Annotated in this window: 16 protein-coding genes; 11 read left to right on the forward strand and 5 right to left on the reverse strand. The window is 34.2% G+C overall.

Annotated features, from left to right (window positions below; translation table 11 throughout):
* The first annotated feature begins 307 nt into the window (after positions 1-307).
* Positions 308-1,465, forward strand: coding sequence for a hypothetical protein (locus ACQH6S_RS08735; protein WP_094649229.1), 1,158 nt, complete (start codon positions 308-310; stop codon positions 1,463-1,465).
* On the opposite strand, the gene ACQH6S_RS08740 is transcribed toward ACQH6S_RS08735, so the two are convergent.
* Positions 1,445-2,179, reverse strand: coding sequence for an RlmE family RNA methyltransferase (locus ACQH6S_RS08740; protein ID WP_341749054.1), 735 nt, complete (start codon positions 2,177-2,179; stop codon positions 1,445-1,447). The genes ACQH6S_RS08735 and ACQH6S_RS08740 overlap by 21 nt on opposite strands.
* A complete protein-coding gene (gene nusB, locus ACQH6S_RS08745) occupies positions 2,169-2,690 on the reverse strand; it encodes a transcription antitermination factor NusB (protein ID WP_341749055.1) in 522 nt (173 codons plus the stop codon). Before nusB ends, ACQH6S_RS08740 begins: the two co-directional genes overlap by 11 nt.
* A 92-nt stretch (positions 2,691-2,782) precedes the next feature.
* Here nusB and rseP point away from each other — a divergent pair, with 92 nt between their 5' ends.
* The 5 genes from rseP to tnpB all read left to right on the forward strand — a co-directional run bounded on the left by rseP (position 2,783) and on the right by tnpB (position 8,812).
* Positions 2,783-3,877, forward strand: coding sequence for an RIP metalloprotease RseP (gene rseP / locus ACQH6S_RS08750; protein ID WP_425360142.1), 1,095 nt, complete (start codon positions 2,783-2,785; stop codon positions 3,875-3,877).
* Positions 3,878-3,940: 63 nt separating this feature from the next.
* Positions 3,941-6,250 (forward strand): outer membrane protein assembly factor BamA, encoded by a 2,310-nt coding sequence (gene bamA / locus ACQH6S_RS08755; protein WP_425360891.1) that lies wholly within the window; start codon positions 3,941-3,943, stop codon positions 6,248-6,250.
* Between the two features lie 519 nt (positions 6,251-6,769).
* The gene (locus tag ACQH6S_RS08760; RefSeq protein WP_425360141.1) at positions 6,770-7,942 is read left to right on the forward strand and encodes a hypothetical protein; all 1,173 of its coding nucleotides are present in this window, start codon (positions 6,770-6,772) and stop codon (positions 7,940-7,942) included.
* Positions 7,943-8,045: 103 nt separating this feature from the next.
* Positions 8,046-8,471 carry a hypothetical protein gene (locus tag ACQH6S_RS08765; RefSeq protein ID WP_341758053.1) on the forward strand — a complete coding sequence of 142 codons (426 nt, stop codon included), beginning with the start codon at positions 8,046-8,048 and terminating at the stop codon, positions 8,469-8,471.
* The gene (tnpB, locus tag ACQH6S_RS08770; RefSeq protein WP_341752109.1) at positions 8,459-8,812 is read left to right on the forward strand and encodes an IS66 family insertion sequence element accessory protein TnpB; all 354 of its coding nucleotides are present in this window, start codon (positions 8,459-8,461) and stop codon (positions 8,810-8,812) included. Before ACQH6S_RS08765 ends, tnpB begins: the two co-directional genes overlap by 13 nt.
* Here tnpB and ACQH6S_RS08775 read toward each other — a convergent pair.
* The 3 genes from ACQH6S_RS08775 to ACQH6S_RS08785 form a co-directional block, all read right to left on the reverse strand.
* Positions 8,809-9,918: an IS66 family transposase gene (locus ACQH6S_RS08775; protein ID WP_425364395.1), complete on the reverse strand. Its 1,110-nt coding sequence runs from the start codon at positions 9,916-9,918 to the stop codon at positions 8,809-8,811. The two genes, tnpB and ACQH6S_RS08775, sit on opposite strands and share 4 nt — an antisense overlap.
* 302 nt (positions 9,919-10,220) lie before the next feature.
* Positions 10,221-10,469 carry a hypothetical protein gene (locus ACQH6S_RS08780; protein ID WP_341758049.1) on the reverse strand — a complete coding sequence of 83 codons (249 nt, stop codon included), beginning with the start codon at positions 10,467-10,469 and terminating at the stop codon, positions 10,221-10,223.
* Positions 10,470-10,881: 412 nt separating this feature from the next.
* Entirely contained in the window at positions 10,882-12,699 is a 1,818-nt protein-coding gene (locus tag ACQH6S_RS08785) for an AAA family ATPase (RefSeq protein ID WP_425360140.1), read from the reverse strand.
* A gap of 309 nt (positions 12,700-13,008) precedes the next feature.
* On the opposite strand from ACQH6S_RS08785, the gene ACQH6S_RS08790 reads away from it, so the two are divergent.
* From ACQH6S_RS08790 to ACQH6S_RS08810, 5 genes are all read left to right on the forward strand, one after another.
* Positions 13,009-13,512 (forward strand): helix-turn-helix domain-containing protein, encoded by a 504-nt coding sequence (locus tag ACQH6S_RS08790; RefSeq protein WP_341748510.1) that lies wholly within the window; start codon positions 13,009-13,011, stop codon positions 13,510-13,512.
* Positions 13,506-14,048 carry an IS630 family transposase gene (locus tag ACQH6S_RS08795; RefSeq protein WP_425360139.1) on the forward strand — a complete coding sequence of 181 codons (543 nt, stop codon included), beginning with the start codon at positions 13,506-13,508 and terminating at the stop codon, positions 14,046-14,048. Before ACQH6S_RS08790 ends, ACQH6S_RS08795 begins: the two co-directional genes overlap by 7 nt.
* Positions 14,049-14,276: 228 nt before the next feature.
* Complete coding sequence (gene pheS / locus ACQH6S_RS08800) at positions 14,277-15,326, forward strand: phenylalanine--tRNA ligase subunit alpha (RefSeq protein WP_425360138.1); 1,050 nt, start codon at positions 14,277-14,279, stop codon at positions 15,324-15,326.
* Positions 15,323-17,704, forward strand: coding sequence for a phenylalanine--tRNA ligase subunit beta (pheT, locus tag ACQH6S_RS08805; RefSeq protein WP_425360137.1), 2,382 nt, complete (start codon positions 15,323-15,325; stop codon positions 17,702-17,704). Before pheS ends, pheT begins: the two co-directional genes overlap by 4 nt.
* A gap of 112 nt (positions 17,705-17,816) precedes the next feature.
* Entirely contained in the window at positions 17,817-19,187 is a 1,371-nt protein-coding gene (locus tag ACQH6S_RS08810) for a hypothetical protein (protein WP_425360136.1), read from the forward strand.
* Positions 19,188-19,504: the final 317 nt, after the last annotated feature.

Genomic DNA, 19,504 nt, shown 5'->3' on the forward strand with positions numbered 1-19,504 from the left:
AGGTACATCTCTAATATTTTGCAAACCTAGCAACATTAAACAATATCTATTTATTATGACAAATTTAAAAAACATTCATATCGTTTTAAGTACACTAACCTAATAAATAACTACCATTAGAAATTTCTTAGCCATCTTACGCAAATTCGCTGTTCTATAAACCTAAATTTTATTCATGGTCATAATAAAATTAATTAGACAAATTTTAATGAATAAGCTAATGTACTTTTGATTACACAAACTTCTTAAACGCCTCTCTATTAAGAAATTTATATACGATGTAATCTAGTTTAGCAAACAATTATTTATGACCCAAGATAATCATTTAAAAACAGCTTTGCTATTATTTATTAGTGTATTTCTTTTCGCATGTATTACTTACATCAATGCACTAGTAATACCAGATTTTTTAATAAGTAAAGGCCTATCTGGAGATCAGCTAGATCATATCGAATCAATCGAAATGTTAGGTTATATAATAGCTGGTTTATTCTTAACCCCATTAATTAATAAAATCAGTGACAACAAAACTACCATTATTAGTTTAATCTTACTGATAATAGGTATATTAAACCTAATTATGATCAAGGATTACACCATCCTTAAAATCAATTTTATTATAATGGCATCCGCCTACTACACTTACATAACCACTACTATCATCAAAATAGTGGAATTAACCAATAACTATAAATACTATAAATATTTTGCTCTTATTATCTTTTCTTTGCTATGGATAGCTGGACAATTTACCGTTGATTTACTAGCCGAATTTCTAGAATCAGCGACAAATGGGTTATTATTATGCGTATCACTTTATAGTTTTATTATTATAACTTGCTTACAAAGAGATAATATTAACAAAAATACAATTTTAGTTTCTAGATTTTCATTTTTAATTGAGAACATAGAATTACAGGTTCTAACAGGCTTTATGGTATCTTATATTACTTTCGATATATTGTGGTATTATGAGGAATTTGCTTTAGAAAAACACTTTCCTGTATCAAAGATAGACACTATTTCCCATTATACTCTTATGAGTATATTTTTCTTGATATCACCTGTTATTTTATCATTAAAAATAATCAATAAATATCTTGCTAACTTAATACTGATGATTATCCTCTTAGCCAGCTTTATTCTTTTACCCCACTATGGGGTCACTTTAATAGGCAACATCTATCTCCTTTCTACAATTGGTGTATGTTTATGTGCTATTTTTATTTGTAATATATTAATATTATCCGGTAAATTTGAAGCCCAAGATTTGAGAACCGCACTAGCAATATATTTCACTATGTGTGCTATTGGTATTTATTCTGGAGCTTTATCTTCTTATATAGCACATGGACTTTATGATGGACAAGGTTTTCTATTTTCTACATATACTGTTGTTGGGACTTTTGTACTTTATTATTCTTGGTACTTTTTTAAACGAAAATTATACAGATTTCCTACTTAGAGCGATTAAATAGATCTCTACTGACTCTTTACGGCTAGAAGATGGTTTAAAATGCTTAACCTTATGAAAATTAAGTTTAATTCTGTTCAAGGCACTATTTTCTGTACCACCTCGAAAAATTTTAGCAATAAAATGCCCTCCCGGCTTTAAAACTTTTAAGGCAAAATCAAGGGCATGTTCACATAAGTCAAGAGTTCGAATATGATCTGTTGTTGCATGACCTGTTGTGTTCGCAGCCATATCACTCATTACAATATCAGCCTTACCATCTAGCATTTTTATAATAGTCTCTTCAGTATCTTCGGCATAAAAGTCTTTTTGCAAACAATCTACACCAACAATTGGCTCAATCTCAAGCAAATCAACAGCAATTATCATATTAGTGGGCGTTGCTCCATCACTCCTGCTACCCAATTTTCCTGAATTAACTATACCAGAATCATTAGATTTAATAATTTTGGCAGCAACCTGGCTCCACCCTCCTGGGGCAGCCCCTAAATCAACTAATTTCATCCCTGGTTTTAACAAATTAAACTTCTCATGAATTTCCAGCAATTTATAAGCTGACCTGGATCTGTAACCATCAAGCTTGGCTTTAGCAACGTAAGGATCATTTAATTGGCGTGCAAGCCACTCTTTTGATGAAGTTTTTCGCCTTTTTGCAGTTTTAACGGCAACAAATTTACCTCTAAAACCTGATATGTTAGATGTCATGATCGGCAATCTCTTCAAAGTTTTCGCTAGATATTTTAGCAATTCTATCCAATACAGAATTAACAAAACCAACCTCGCCCTCGCTCAACATATCATTTGTAATGTCGGTGAATTCATTAATTACCACTTTATTCGGTACATTTGGAAAAAATTGTAATTCACAAATTGCCACACGCAGAAGAGCAAGAAGCAGAATAGGTAAGCTAGTAATTTGCCATTCAGCTGTTAAATGCCTTGATATCATCTTATCAATTTGAGGTAGATTTACAACTACAGACTTTACTAACAATTCAAAATGGCTTATACTTAATTTTACTTTTATTGGTTTATTTAAACTAGCTGTTAGATTGGTTGTTAAACTATTAGCCGCTCTCTCATCTTGATAGAATTGAATAATTTGCTGTATGATTTTTTCTATGTTGCACTTAGGATCTTCCGGTTTATACTGATAAATTGCTTGTACCGCAGCAATGCGTGCTATCGTTTTGGTGTTAATTTTGGCTGAGGTCATAAAATTTTTCAACAGTATTGTAACATATTTAATCTATTACCTATAGCAAAAAAGTATAACTTAGTAAACCTCTTAAAAAAATAATGAGTTGTATGTTATCAATATTCGGATTTATTCTGACCATCAGCCTATTAGTATTTGTTCATGAGTTTGGTCATTATTACGTAGCTAAAATGTTTGGAGTAAAAGTCGAGGAATTCTCGATAGGTTTTGGCAAGGAACTATTCTCTAAAATAGACAAAGATGGCGTAAAATGGAAAATTTGTGCCATACCCTTCGGTGGTTACGTTAAAATTTATGGATTTGACCCTGCAACATTGGAAAAACCCAAATCTTGGGAATCCGGTTCTTTAGAGCATCCGAATCCGTCACATTACGCCTTTCTTAGCAAGCCTCTCTATGCCCAATTCTTAATTGTAGCCGCTGGACCTATAGCTAATTACTTGTTAGCCATTGTAATATTCACAACTATTTATTTTTCTCACGGTCAAATAGAGATACCACCAATAATTGGTGAAGTGGTAGCTAATTCCCCTGCAGAACTAGCTGGACTTACAAAAAACGATAAAATTATTATAGTGAATAATAATAAAATTAACAGTATCGCCGATTTACAAAACAACCTATTAACCAATGGAATCAAGCCTCTCCATCTTTTAGTTGACAGAAATGGTGAGGTTATAGACATTTCTATAATTCCGGTAGAGAAAAAACTAGATAATCATCCTAATCTAAAAAGACCTTATATAGGAATTATTGCTAAAAATGAGCCTATTTATATTAAAATGAATATTTTTCAAAGTATCTATCAAGGATCCGTAGACGTTATTTATATCTCAAATTTAATTTTAGGACATTTTGGACAAATGTTAATGGGGACAAGATCATTAAATGAAATTGGTGGACCAATTACCATTGCCCAAGAATCAGGAAAATCTTTAGAACAAGGAGTAGCAAGCTTTGCCCTATTTGTTGCTATGATATCAATTAATCTAGGTTTACTTAATTTGCTACCAATTCCAGTTCTGGATGGTGGACATTTAGTATTTATAATATATCAAATAATTTTTGGTAAAACACTTAGTGGGGCAATAAAAAATGTTATACTAAGATTAGGTATAGGGATAATTATTTTTCTTATTGTAATTTCTCTGTCAAATGATATAAAAAACTTAGTTTTTAAATAATTAAGTTAACCATATCCGTTACTCTAAAATTAAAATATTAAAGAAAAGAAGGTTCTTGTGAAAATAAAAGTCAAACCAACTATTAAAATAGCTATTTTGGCAACAACTATTTTATATAATATCTCCGCTTTATCAGCTGAGTATGTTAAAGAAATAACTATTCAAGGTAACAAAAGGATTGAAACCTCAACTATTGAAAATTATTTAAAGCTTCAAGTTGGAGAAGAATATAATTCGTCAAGAGCAGATGAAGCAATCAAAAATCTTTACGCAACATCTTTATTTGAGAATATAACTATTAGACTAGTAAGTGGTGGCAATTTGATAGTTACTGTTTCAGAAACTCCTTTTATTGCTAAGGTAATATTCAAAGGTAATTCTAAAATCAAAACCTCTGTATTATCGAAGGAAATGCTTACTATGACCGGTGAGTCAATGAGTCGGGCTAAAATCCAACTGGATGTCGAGAAGATTAAGGAGATGTACAAACGTTCCGGTCGTTATTCGACAACTGTCACCCCACAAATCGAAAAGCTTGAGAATGATCGAGTAAGAGTTACTTTTGATATTGCAGAAGGACCTAAAACAACAGTTAAACAAATTTATTTCCAAGGAAATAATAATTATCGTACTAATGAACTGCAATCTGTTATCCTAACCAAACAATCGAAATGGTTTAGTTTTTTAGAAACTAATGATACCTATGATCCAGATCGTTTGGCGTATGATAAAGAATTACTAAAGGAATTTTATCAATCAGTAGGATTTGCCGATTTCCGCGTTATTTCTGCTACAGCAGAGCTAAATCCAACCAAGGAATATTTTACCATCACTTATTCTATTGATGAAGGAGCAAAATATAAATTGGGCAACATTACTATTGACAATAAACTGCCTAATATTGATCTAAATGAAATTAACAAATATATTAATGTTACTTCCGGTGAAACATTCAATATTAATCGTTTAAATAAAATAACTAATAAACTTACTGCATATTTTGCCAGTCAAGGTTATCCAGGAATTAGTGTTTATCCCGATGTAAGTGGTAAAAATCCAGATCATACTGTCGATGTTAAATTTGTGATAGATAAGGCAGATAAAGTATATATTAATCAAATTAATATTACTAATAATCTAAAAACTGAAGATAAAGTTATTAGGCGAGAATTTAAAATTTCTGAAGGAGATATATTTAATCGTTCTTATATTGAGAAAGGTGATCGAAATTTACGTAATTTAGATTATTTTGAAAAAGTACTTATTAGCGTCACGCCCACAGAACGAAAAGATAAATATGATATTAATATTGATGTTGAGGAAAAATCAACGTCATCAATTAGTTTTGATGCTGGCTATAATACAGCAGGCGGACCATTTGGACGTATATCATTCTTAGAACGCAATTTAATTGGTACCGGAAAATTGTTAAATGCTGGAGTGCAAGTAGGGAAAAAAAGTATTAGCTACTATGGCGGCATAACCGAGCCTCATTTTCTTGATAAAGACTTATCGCTAGGTTTCAATGCTTTCAATAATTATAGCGGTCGTGGTACTTCATTCCTTTCACAAGGAGATCAAAATTATACGTTAAAATCTATAGGACTCAAAACCTCTCTTGGTTATGATATTGCCGAAGATTTAAGTCATGAAATTGACCATACTATTAAAAGAGAAGTATTAAGCTCTCCAGGCAATCCGGGTTCTATATTCTTAAATGAACAAATGGGAAAATTCGTAACATCTGCCATTGGGCATACTATCACTTATGATCAACTTGATAGTAGGATTGTTCCTAAAAATGGTTACGTTATAAGTGGTACCCAGGAATTTGCTGGTGTTGGAGGTAATAATAAATATCTAAAACATGAACTAGACGGTAAGTATTTTAAATCTTTTATCAATAATAAATTTACTTTGAAAATTGCTAGTAGTGTCGGTAATATAATGGGTGTTGGAGGTAAAACTGTTAGAATTTCTGATCGCTTTAATTTGGGTGATTATAGTCTTAGAGGATTTGCTGCCAGTGGAATAGGCCCGAGAGAGAAAAGAACAAATGAAGGTCTTGGTGGAGAAAAATATTATACAGTTTCAACAGAACTTAATTTTCCGACTGGTTTACCAGAAGACTTTAATTTGACTGGTGCTGTTTTTATAGATGCTGGTAGTCTGTGGGGGGTAAGATTAAATTCTAAAAGTACCTATAAAGCTGATAGTTTTTATAATGATAAGTCGCTTCGGGCTTCTGTTGGAGTTGGCTTTATCTGGGTCACTCGCTTTGCCCCTATCAGAATGGACTGGGCTTGGCCAATTAAGAAGCGACCTTATGATGAGAAGCAAACTTTCCATCTAAAGTTCTCTACACATTTTTAACATGAAAGGTGTAAAGAACCGGGCTAACATTACACGCAAGGATGTCATTTATGCTCAACTTAGTGTCATTCCTGCTCGACTTAGTGTCACCCCCACAACTGTTGAAAGTTAGAAGAGGAAGCGGTTTTAGACCGGATAGTTTAAAAATCGTATGTGGTCAACGTCATTGCGAGGAGTGCTAAAGCACGACGAAGCAATCTAATGAATGTGGATTGCCACGCTCACATACGTTCGCTCGCAATGACGAGCATTTTTACCAAAACGTCATTACGATGATGACGGGTTGTAGGTTTATACGTCATTGCGAGGAGGCATAAGCCGACGAAGCAATCTAATGAATGTGGATTGCCACGGACCTACTTGCGTGGTCTCGCTAATAGCGGAAAACCTATCTAAAACCCGCTTTACCTTCTAACTTTCAACAGTTGTGGTGTCACCCCTGCGTAAGCAGGGGGCTAGATTCTCGCCATTACTAAGAATGACAACGAGAAGCGGGGAAATCTATTAAGCGGAGATTAAATGCTGAGCAAACTATATAACGATCTTCTTTTACAGATTAAATCCAATAAATATGATTTCTTAAGGTTTGACCTGATTAAGCAAGATCAAATAAAGAATCTTGCCGTTCAGCTTACTGCAAAATATGATACTGTGATTATTATAGGTTTTGGTGCATCTTGCCTAAATATTAGGGCATTGCTAAGTATGAAGGCAGTAGCCACTAAAAGGCTAATATATCTTGATAATTTAGATCAGTTAGCAATTGATAAAAAATTGGCAGTAGTTAACTTAGATAAGGCAGTGTTTTTTTCATTGAGTAGGTCTGGAAATACCAATGAAACCTATTTATTAACTAAGTATGTTTTAGAAGTTTTGCACGTTCCTTCTCAAAATGTTTATGTAACAGTACCGTTTAGTAATAATTTGTTATATAATTTAGCAAAGTCTTTTGGTGCAAATTGTTTAGAGCATGATAATGTAAGCAGTGGAAGATTTGGTATAATTTCTAACGCCTCTTTACTACCAGCAGCAATTGCAGGAGTTGATGTAGGCAAAGTTGTTGCAGCTGCTTCCCAGAAAATATCAGATATTATCCTTGATGGCTCTATAGTCAATTCAGGAGAAGTAGATAGCAGGAGCGATGGAGCGACACCTATAAATAATAGGCGAGCATTGAGCGACGACGTCACCAACTTCTCATCAATTGACTATAATATTTGTGAGATAGCTGCGTATTACCTCAATCAATATTCTTTAAATAGACATATGTTAGTTATGTTTAATTATAGTTACCAATTAGATGGTTTATATAGATGGCAACAACAAATTATAGCTGAATCACTTGGTAAGAATGGCTTTGGTATAACCCCTATAATTGCCAAAGGGACATTCGATCAGCATAGTCAGTTGCAACTTTATTTAGAAGGTCCGGATGATAAATTTTATAAAATTATTACTAACAATAAAGAGAACTCAGAGATTGCGAGGAGTTTAGCTGCTCATGCTAACAATATATATAATGCATTAGTGCAAGTCAAGCGACCAGCGATGCTAGAGAATTTTGTACATATCGATGAGTATGCAATTATAGATCAAATTATCCATACAATGTTGAGTACTATGCTAATTGCTAATTACCTAAAAATCGATCCATTTAACCAGCCATCTGTTGACCAATACAAGAAGATATAATATCGGTATGGATGGAGGAAGAGTGTATACTTGCAGCAAAACTGCATAACTTTATCTAATTTTTTTGTTAGTATGAATTTTTTATACATTTGGGTTTCATACTATGCAAATACCATCGATTACTATTGAGCAAGTAGCTCAGCAATTTAAAGCTTGGCGTCAAACTAAAACTAATAAGTTTGATCCTATACCAAACCATCTAAAGGAATTAGTTCACCAATTACTCCATCATTATTCTTACCAAGAGATAGCTAAACATCTTAATATTAATAAAGCAACAATTAGTTCAACTAAAAAAGCCCATGAACCTACCATCAAAACTTCTTCTGTCTCAACTTCAAATCAATCCCTACAACAAAATATTAATTTTCTCCCATTTCAACTAGTAAATTCTATAGATACCGATCCTGTAGCTGCTCCCAAGCAAAATCACTATACTTGTCACATTATTAAACCAAATGGTACCAAGCTTATTATCCAAACACTAGAGCCAAAAACTATAATTCAGACATTTTTATGCTGCAACTAACCCCGGCGTCAGTTATTTTTGTTGCCACTATTGCCATCGATTTTCGCAAGGGTATCGATGGCTTAATCGCTGTTTGTAGACAAAAACTTTCTTCTGACCCTCTTAATGGTTCCTTGTTTTTATTCTATAATAAAAACAGAACTGCCATTAAAATTTTGTCCTTTGACGGTCAAGGCTTTTGGCTATGCTCTAAACGCCTATCCAAAGGTAAATTTACGGCAAAACTTTTCCCATCTGATAATTCATCTTACCAAATTTGTTATAGAACCTTACACATTCTTATTCATAATGGCGATCCTAGTTCTGCCAAATTCTCTAATGATTGGCTTCCTGTCGTTTAAGCTGCTGTCTCGATTAATTCCGTATTATTCATATATCTTGCATAGGCAAAAGGCGTATAATCCTCAGGATGCTTCTTTGCTTTGCTACTATGCTCTTGTAGCCAATTTAAATATTTAAAGGCATTGATCTCGTTCTCACTACAAGTCTTTACTATACTATACAGACCACTATGTATCTCAGCACTATTGATTGTTTTAAAGAATAATGAATTCTTCCTTTGTAAAATAATGGTACGCAGTGATCTCTCAGCCCAATTATTATCAAGATTGCTAACTGGGATTTTTAAAAATTGGGTCAAACCTTCTTTATTATTTATCCAATATTTCATAGCTTGTCCAAGCCTACTATTAGGCTCAACTTTCTTGTCGTTAAATAATTCGTCTATTTTGTTATATATGTTTTCTATATATTTACTGCTATGTTCCTGATGATACCCAAGTTTCTCTTCAGGACTCATCTCTTTACATTGATGTTCATTGTGGTAAATCCCACGTGTTTGTTTGAGAAAATATCCGCATTCTTCAGGGTAATATAGTTCATTTTCTGTAAATTTTCTCTGACCATGTGACAAACAATTGATCATCACTATTATTGCCAGTAATTCTTTATCTGCTTCTGATAATACCGGGTTATTATTGTTACTTGCGTCAGTCATTAATTGGATAGAATCTGTTCTATTCTTACGATTCTTTAGTACGTTACCTATATTTTCTCCACCATGCCTATTACCGGTAAAATATAAAACTATTACCTCATTATTTGCAGTCTTAGCACATATTGTAGTAGTATAACAGCTGCGTCCTTTCTTATTTTGAGTACGTAATTTTTTATTGGCTATAGTAATTTCTAAAATCCTAGCTCTAGTATCATCAAGGTTCAGTGAACTACATTCGGCAGCCATTTCCAATAATACCCCGTAAATTTCAGCTCCACCACCTTCTTGCCAAACATCTAAATATTGTTGCCAGAGCGAGCTGTATGCTATAGGAACCCCGCTTAAACTCTGTAGCCTAGATAAACGGTAGAAAGGAGTACCATAGGTCTTTTGTAACACTATTGCACTTCTGCTACTATTTGTCCATTTGTTGATATTTTTATTGTTCATAACTGTATAATCGCAAGCATTACAGCGTAACGTTTTCTTTACATATCTGTTGACTGTAATTGGAGCATTACCTGTAAATTGTAGCAATTTTCTAGCTTCACTATTATATAGTTTGCCATTATAGCAGTGAGGACAGCTATCACCACTACAAAAATTCTCAGGAGTTAAATAGCTGGTATTCGCATCCTTATAATCATCAAACCCATATTTACCTTGCCAATTACTACGATCTATCTTTTTGGGCTTATCGCACTCTCCTTCATTACCACCATTCCCGTTATCAGATTCACCTGGCGGTTCTTTTAATGAATCTGAACTATCTTTTTTTTGTGATCTGCCTTAAAACCAATCAGCATTTCCTTAAGCTTATTTATACTGATATTTGATGATGCTAGCTTGTCTATTAGCTCGTTACAAAATTTCACAAGCTCTACTATCGTTTGCTGTTCATCTCCCGTTAATGAACTTTCCTTGACATGCTGTATTAGTTCTTCTCGTTCTTCAGCACTTAAGGTCGCTACTTTTGGTTTTTTCATTTGATTAATTATCATTATTATTAATATTTCAAATATTATAATATGACTGCTACTTTTTCAACTAGTTTTTTTATTAATCTGTTTTTTATTAATCGGTGATATTTGCATAGTAGAAATCCAAATTTATACAATAAATTCATACTAGCAAAGAAATTAGATAGTGTTACGCAGTTTTGCTGCAAGTATACGGAAGAGTTGACTATTTGTTGCATAATCCCTCCAGCTGAACAGCAATACTAAAGAGGGATTGAGGGCAAATATACTCTTTATTTTCCAATTCGTAAGGAGCATATATGGAGCATATGAATTGCTTTATAAAATTACAAAATCCCTGGAAGGGTAATAAGTAACTGGCGGGGCGTAGTGAACAATTTCCGAACCCAGTCAGATACCAAATTGCTTATTATACAAGTGCTTACGCTCATCATTAGAGCTTCGTTATTTCATATTCTAACTCCATATTTTTTCCACAAAATGCCATCGAAATTTTTAATATTTGTTTTACATGTGAATGCTCTTTTATTTTACTATCATATTTTCTATTAATAATTTGTTGTAAGCCAGATTTAGCTATAGAGCCTAAGTCTTCCGAAGATTTAGCGATTTTATACTCGATAATCATCGCTTTATCACCTTTGCCAATTTTTGGAATCATCACAACGTCAGCTCTGCCATCCCCTGATTCTTGTTCACTTGATATTATATAATTAGGAGCTAACATATTAATAAAGCCGAGCATAAAGCCACTATAAAATAATTCGGCTTTTTTCTCTCCTGTTTGGTGAAAACTAGTAGAATTAAGTAACAATTCCTGCAGACGCTCCTTAAACTCCTCTATTCTACCATCTGGTAATAAAGTAACGAAAGAATAATAGCCAGAATTATCAATATCTAATTGTTTACTAACCCATTGCACCATTCTTTTTTGGTAGATATATTTTACCTCATAATTAGGGATAGATAGTTCGTAAATATCTTGTTCTGACATCTTGGCTGCAGGATTTAGATAACCACTAAATAATAATAAGCTAAATAACCCTTCTGGTTTGTTAATATCAGCAAAATTTATATGTTTAGTAATAGAAGAAGTAATCGTTTTTCCTGCAACTAAAGCCTGGATATTTTGTTGCATCTCATCTGAGAGCAGTATATGATCAATCCAATCAGTCCCACCACTATCAATCCAATAGTGATCAAGCTTGCCTTTACTTGCCAAACATTGCATAATTGACCATGGATTATAAATGACTTCTCCACCAAAATTATAGCCATTATACCAATTTTTAATCTCTTCTGGCTTTGTAGTGGTTGGTACTTTAGTTAATAGTTCATCAACTTCTGCTTGAGTAAATCCGTAACTGCTAGAAAATCTTTCATCTAGTAAACTACATTCAGTTAAATTATTCAAATCTGAAAACAAATTAGCCTTAGCAACACGCAATATGCCGGTAATAACACCTTTTTGTAATGAATCATTGGTTTTAAGACTATTACCAAATATTGCCCGGAATAGAGATAGTACTTCCTCAAACTCTTCTAGATTACTGCCAAACTTCATATAGGCACTATTAATTGGCGTATCATACTCGTCAATTAGTATGTAAACTTTTTGATTAAAATGTTTATAAAGTAAGTCGCTTAGAAATTTCAAACTATTCTCAAGTTCTACTTTGTTAAATTCTCCAGAAAAATATCGAGTTAATTGTTTCTTTTGTGCATCATTTAATAAATTTTCCTTATCTGTTAAATAAGTCTCCAAATAACGATAATTACTAAATAACTGTATTACTTGATAATTGATTTTACTTTCAATCTCCTGATAACTACTTCCCCTAACGCCCTTGAAACTTATAATAATAACTGGGAATTGACCTTGACGTTTCATAGAGTTTGCTACATTAGCAATTTTTAATGGCTTTAGTTCTTTAGTCTCATCAAAACCTAAATCTACCTCTCCTCCACTAAACAGCTTATAATTAACTCTTTGTTCTTGCGGCAATTGTATCCCATACTCATCCACTTCTATTTCTAGAAATCTTCGCACCATATCCATATTCAAGCTCTTCCCCCACCGCCTTGGGCGAGTAATGAGTGTAACTGCTCCACTATCTTCTAATAATTCTTTGATCATTAGACTCTTATCAACAAATACATCGCTATTTAGCAATAATGTCTTGAAGTCATCGGTACCAACAAACATTCTTGGCTGATAATTAATATTATCTTTATCTTTTTCTTCTATCATTGTTTTCACCTGTTCCTTCCAACTATAATACCCATTATACTACTTTTTTATTCTCCACTAATAGCTAATTAGTAAAATTTTGCTATAAAAATTTCTTTTTTATAATTTGTACTAAAAACATGATAACTAGTTGGTTAAATACCTTTGTTAACAGTGCCTAGCTTAACCATATAATACCAATTGAAATAATTGACACGGTATATTAATCCTTTAGTACCTTACATAAATTTATACTCTGGTATTATACCAATTGAAATAGTTAAGGAGGTATATTATAATATGGGAATATAAACTTGAGCAGGTACTAAAATGGCAAGAACATTAATATTACCAAAAGGTTTTCATGAGCATGATTTCATATGCCTAATGAAAAACGAGTCGCACGGAAGAAATCGCATACGCTTATTAGCAATGCATCACCTGCAATCAGGCAAGTCATTGAAAACTGTATCGATAATAGTTGGATCGCACTGGAAAACAGTACAATCTTGGCTTAGAAGATTTAGAAACTCTAGCTTTGATGGATTATTTGAATCGCATAGGAGTGGTGCGTTTAGAAAATTCAATAGCTTACAAGAATCTTTTTTGTCTGATAAAATAAATATGTTGAGTGAAAGTAAGACAGGTGGTTATATAACAGGAAAGGAATTACATAATATGTTATTTGAAACATATGGTATTAAATGTAGTTTAAAAACAGTTTATAACACTATACATCGACTTGGTTTTAGCTGGATTACTTCTCGTTCAGTACACCCAAAATCTAATCAAGCAACTCAAAATACATATAAAAAAACTTCGCCAATATGCTAAAAGTATTATTACCAAAAGATATTGATTGGAGTAAGGTTGACATTTGGTCACAGGATGAAACTCGAATTGGGCAGCAAGGTAGTTTAAGTCGCATATGGGCTAAACGTGGGAGCAGACCTAGGAAAGTAAGGCAACAACAATTTATCTCAACATACATCTATGGAGCTGCTTGCCATGATACGGGCGAATCTTTTGCGTTAATTTTACCATATACCAATACTGATTCAATGAATAAGTTCTTAGATGAATTTTCTTTAACTATTGATTCTGGTAGGCATGTTGCATTATTAACAGATAATGCCGGGTGGCATGCAGCGAAAAAATTAATTATTCCAAGTAACATTACCTTGGTACCGCTTCCGCCATACGCACCGGAATTAAATGCGATGGAACAAATTTGGCAGTGGATCAAAAATCACTTCCTATCTAATCAATGTTACGGTGTATACGAAGATATCGTTGCTAATGCTTGCTATGCCTGGAATCAACTTAGTAAAAATGTAACTTTAGTAAAATTAATTATGTATAGAGAGTAGATTAATATACCGCGTTAATTGTTTCAATTGGTATAATTGGCAACTCGTGTTATTTTGCAACAATTTCGTGGGGATACATCAGCTCGCAATGACTTTGGAGAATTGCGAGATGTTAGTCGGGTTAGCAATCCGAAACAACAATAATAATTTATTTAATCTAGACATCTGATGAAACTTAGTCTAATCTCCTTTAATTTACTTGATATTATTACTTAAATTAACTTAATTATGGATAATCTAAACCAAATATTAGAATCTGCTCAAAGCAGTATCGAGGCAACTCAAACTTTATCAGGGTTACAACAAATTAGGGTAGAGTTTCTTGGCAAAAAAAGTTTACTCACTCAAGAAATGAAAAAACTGGGCGATCTTGAACCAAATGATCGCAAAAAGTTAGGTGAGATAGTTAATCTGCTTAAAGAGCAGATTAGTAATTTGCTACAAGCAAAACAAACTATTTTGGAAGAATTTGAATTAAATAAGCAATTTGCTGAAGAAAAGACAGATTTAACCATTCCAGCTAGACAGTACAAGAAGGGGAGCATTCACCCAATTACCCAAGCTACCGAAGAATTAATTCAAATATTTGCAAAATTTGGGCTAACCATTAAGGATGGTCCAAATATCGAAAATGACTGGTATAATTTCACTGCCCTCAATTTTTATGAAGACCACCCTGCCAGGCAGATGCATGACACTTTTTACCTAAAAGCAAAAGAAGGAGCCGATCCTCTGTTACTACGTACTCACACTTCAACAATACAAATTAGAACCATGCAAAATGATAAACCGCCTTTTAGGTTTATTGCTCCTGGTAGAACTTATAGATCAGATTCCGATATGACACATACACCAATGTTCCATCAGATTGAAGGTCTAGTACTCGATGAAAATATTAATATGGGGCATTTAAAATACCTTATCACGGAATTTATCAAAGACTTTTTTGAACAAACAAATATTGAAATACGTTTTAGACCAAGTTTCTTCCCATTTACTGAACCATCTGCCGAAGTGGATATTAAGATGCCCGATAGCAATAAATGGCTTGAGGTACTTGGTTGCGGTATGGTTCATCCAAACGTTCTGAAAAATGTTAATGTAGATAGTGATCATTATCAAGGGTTTGCTTTTGGGCTAGGTGTTGAACGTTTTGCTATGTTAAAATACGGGATCAAAGATCTTAGGCAATTTTTTGAAGGAGATATAAGATGGTTAAAACACTATAATTTCTCTGCTTTTGATATACCAACTCTAGCTGGGGGGTTAACAAGATGAAATTTACTCTATCATGGTTAAAAAAATTCTTAGATACAGATGTTTCTGTTACAGATATTGCTGAACGCTTGACTATGCTAGGTCTAGAAGTAGAAGAAATCGTAGATAGAAGGGCGGAGCTAAAAGATTTTGAAGTAGCTCACATACTAGCTACTAAACCCCATCCTTCGGCAGATAAACTTAAGATATGTCAAGTCCAAACTAATGAAGGAATTTTACAGATAGTTTGCGGAGCAAGCAATGCTAGGGAGAATATTAAAGTAGTATTGGCAAAAATTGGTTGTGAAATTCCAAATGGTAAATTTAAAATTAAAGAATCAGTAATTCGTGGAGAAAAAAGTTGTGGTATGCTATGTTCGGAAGAGGAATTATTACTTGGTACTAATTCAGAAGGTATCATAGAACTACCGCAAGAGGCTAAAGTAGGCGAGTCACTTATACAATATTATGGGTATAACGATCCTGTCTTTGATATTAATGTTACCCCCAATCGTGGCGATGCTCTTGGCGTCTATGGTATAGCTAGAGATCTTGCTGCTAGTGGTATTGGTACACTTAAAGAACTAGAGACAGCGGAAATTGCCGGAGAATTTAAATCTAGCTTGAGTTTACAAGTAGAAAATAAAGAGGCGTGTCCTTTATTCGGATTTCGAGAAATAAGAAATTTACAAAATAGGCTAAGCCCTGATTGGTTAAAACAATTATTGCAAAATATTGGCGTAAAACCAGTTTCGGCTATAGTGGACGTTACTAACTACATATCATATAGCTTCGGGCAACCAATGCATGCCTATGATAGAAGTAAATTATCAGATAATATCCAAGTTGCAACTCTTAAAGAAAAAACTAAATTTGCAGCTTTAAATGGCAAAGAATATGATTTAGATGCAGGAGATTTGGTAGTGCAAGATGACGGACAAGTACTTGCTCTTGCTGGTATTATAGGAGGAGATAGTAGTAGCTGTGGGCTTGAAACACAAAATATTCTGCTAGAAGCGGCATGTTTTTCTGCTAAATATATTACTAAAACTGGTAGGCATCTGCAGATTGATACTGATTCGCGTTATCGTTTTGAACGTAATATTGATCAAAAATTTACCTTAAAAGCCTTAAATATTGCAAGTAAAATGATTTTAGCTATTTGTGGAGGTGAAATTTCTGATATAGTGTATAATGGGGAACTCACCCTTGAGCAAAAATCCCTGGTCTTCCCTATCAATTGCCTAGCTAAAATAACCGGTCTAAACCTAAGCCAAACCGAGATTTGTGATATTCTAAAGAAGCTTGGTTTTATTGTAGTAGATATAGGTGATAGTCTCAAACTTACCATACCCTCCTGGCGACATGACATCACAATTAAAGAAGATATTGTTGAAGAGATTGTTCGTATTTACGGTTATGACAAGTTACAGCCGGTTAAATTACCAGAGATACAACTAGCAAGGATTGTACCTAAAGAACAACGAAGAGTTTCTGATATTAAAAGAATTTTAGCCAGTTGCGGGTATGATGAGGTAGTAACAAACTCATTCATGGATAGTGAAATAGCAAAATTATTTGCTCCAATAAAAGAGGAGCTATTTTTGCTAAATCCTATTAATGTTGATAATAATTATATGCGACCTAGCATCATTGCCAAATTACTTAAATTAGTGCAAAAGAATCTAACAAGATCCATCAAAGATATTGCTTTGATGGAATTGGGACCAATCTTTAACTCTTGCACATCCGATGGCGAATTGATTTTTGCTTCGGCGATAAGATGTGGGCTATATAACGAAAAAGATTGCCATTCTACAGCCCGCCCCGTAGATGTTTTTGACATTAAATCTGACTTAGAAAATGTTTTAAATTATACAGGTTTACCTATTGATAAGTGCCAATTTGCTCCTGTTGATTTACCTTATTACCATCCGACAAACTCAAACATTATAAAACTTGGTAAGAATGTCATAGCATATTTTGGACAAATTCATCCCTCTATATTAAAATATTTTGATATTGACTGCCAGATATTTGCCTTTGAGATAAATATTGCCAATATACCATTTGCTAAAGCAAAATTTGCTAAAAGAGACGAGTTTATTGTTTCCGACTTCCAACCAACCTTTAGAGACTATGCTTTTGTAGTTGATCTAGAACAACCGGTTGGCAAGATAATTGCTTATATCAAAAATTCTAATAAAAAACTGATAAAATCAGTTGATCTATTTGATGTTTATTCAGGAGATAAACTGCCTTCCGGTAAAAAATCGGTGGCAATTAAAGTGCAATTTCAAGCAGATGATCGGACGTTAAATGAAGCAGACTTAAATTTATTAAACCAGGAAGTTATTGCAACTGCTTACGAGAAATTCCAAGGTAAATTAAGAGAATAAATAAAATTTCTGGTAAAGTAACTTTTTTTAGCCGAATACTTGACTTAGTTGGATTAATAAGGTTATATTGTATAATTGGGTATAAGAGTATAAATTAATTTATGAGCATTGTATGAAAAGTGGTAATGAAGATAATAACGAAGGCTTCGCTGTTGCCAATGAAGCTGTGGATAAGGTGGCTGAAGTTGTAATTGCAGTAAATAATGATTTATCAGCTCTTTCTCCTGCGAAACAAGATTTAGAGCATATAGCTGGGGTTCTAGTTGAGGTGGTGAATGTTTTGGAAAAAAGAAACTCACTGCAAAATATAACAGCTAACGATATAAAGGGGTTAGAGGAAAAAGCTGAGAACATTAAAAGCCGTTCATCAATTGGAGCTCAGATAAAGGCATGGTTTGACTCATGGCTTACTCCTCTCATTAACTTTTTAAAATCTCCATTTAGTAAAAAACATCAAGAAAAATTACAGCAAGCAACAGAAGAGTTTGTTAAAGGAGCTGAGGTTATACAAGAACAAGTTGCCAAGGAGCAAGTTGTGGAAAAGCAAATAGCCACAACTATTGCAGCACAAGAAGCACCGGAACAACCGTCTGTGAAACCAATTCCTAAACCTAGAACTATAACAGCCCCGTTAGCAGTACCAGAAGTAACTCACTCTATACAAGATGTTGTGCCAGTACAAGCTGTAGTGAGTAATGCTCCAGCTATGCCGCCAACACAGGTAACAACTAGTACTCCGACAGTTATGCCACCACCAGTGCAGGTAACAGTTAATAATGTTCCAGATATTCCACCGCCCCCTCCGCCACCGCCACCACCACCGCCTAATCTTAATACAAAAGTGACACCGGTAGCAAATGTCGATATGGCAAATCATTTGGCAGCCATAAGAGAAGGGATTAAGTTAAAGAGTGTAGCAGATCGACCATTAGGGGAAATAGCTGTAGGTTCAACAAACGATGGTTTGATGGGTGAATTGGGAAAAAGGCTTGCAGCACGGAGAGGAGCTGGTGAAGTTCAAGGTGGCAAAGAACTACCTAAAGCATGGCTTGCAGACCAAGCTAGATTTGAAGAGGCTAGAAAAGAAGAAGCAGCACGCCAGGCTAAACAAGATGCAATAGATACTCCAAGAATAGCAGCGGCACTAAAAGCCGAAGCAGAAAAGCAAGCAGCAAGTGCAAAACCTACCCCTCCTAAAGTTGAGTTTAATGATGCTGGAGTTCCAATACCACCACCTCCTCCCCCTCCACCTGGACTCTCTGGTATTCAGCCGCCTAAACCAAAATCCCCAACCGCAGAACCAAAGAAACAGGCAAAGCCTGCTCAACTTGCTGTTTGTAAGGATGACATCATGAAAGCGGGAGAAGGGTTGAGGAAAGTTACAATTAAGGAAGATTCTACCCCTAAAAAACCAATAGAAACCCCTATAGTAAATTTTAAAGCAAACCTTAAACCAAGAGGACCCAGCGGCGGTAGGGGGTAAATAGCATAATTGTTGAAAGTTTAAAATAGAGCCAAATTACAACTAAAGATTGTGTATAAATATACACTTAGGGTAATTACCATACAAACCCGTCATTGCCAGGAGGTCGCCAGACCGATGAAGCAATCCATTTCTATTCACTTTTTCTTGGATTGCTTTGTCGACCTTACGATCTCCTCGCAATGACGTTTTTATCCTGTCATTCCCACATCTAATTTGTCATTCCCGCGTAAGCGGGAATCTAGCCCCCTACCTACGCAGGGGTGACACAAAAATGGATTGCCACGACCTACTTGCGTGGTCTCGCAATGACGAAA

Source organism: Candidatus Tisiphia endosymbiont of Mystacides longicornis, assembly GCF_964031095.1.
Taxonomy (GTDB): domain Bacteria; phylum Pseudomonadota; class Alphaproteobacteria; order Rickettsiales; family Rickettsiaceae; genus Tisiphia.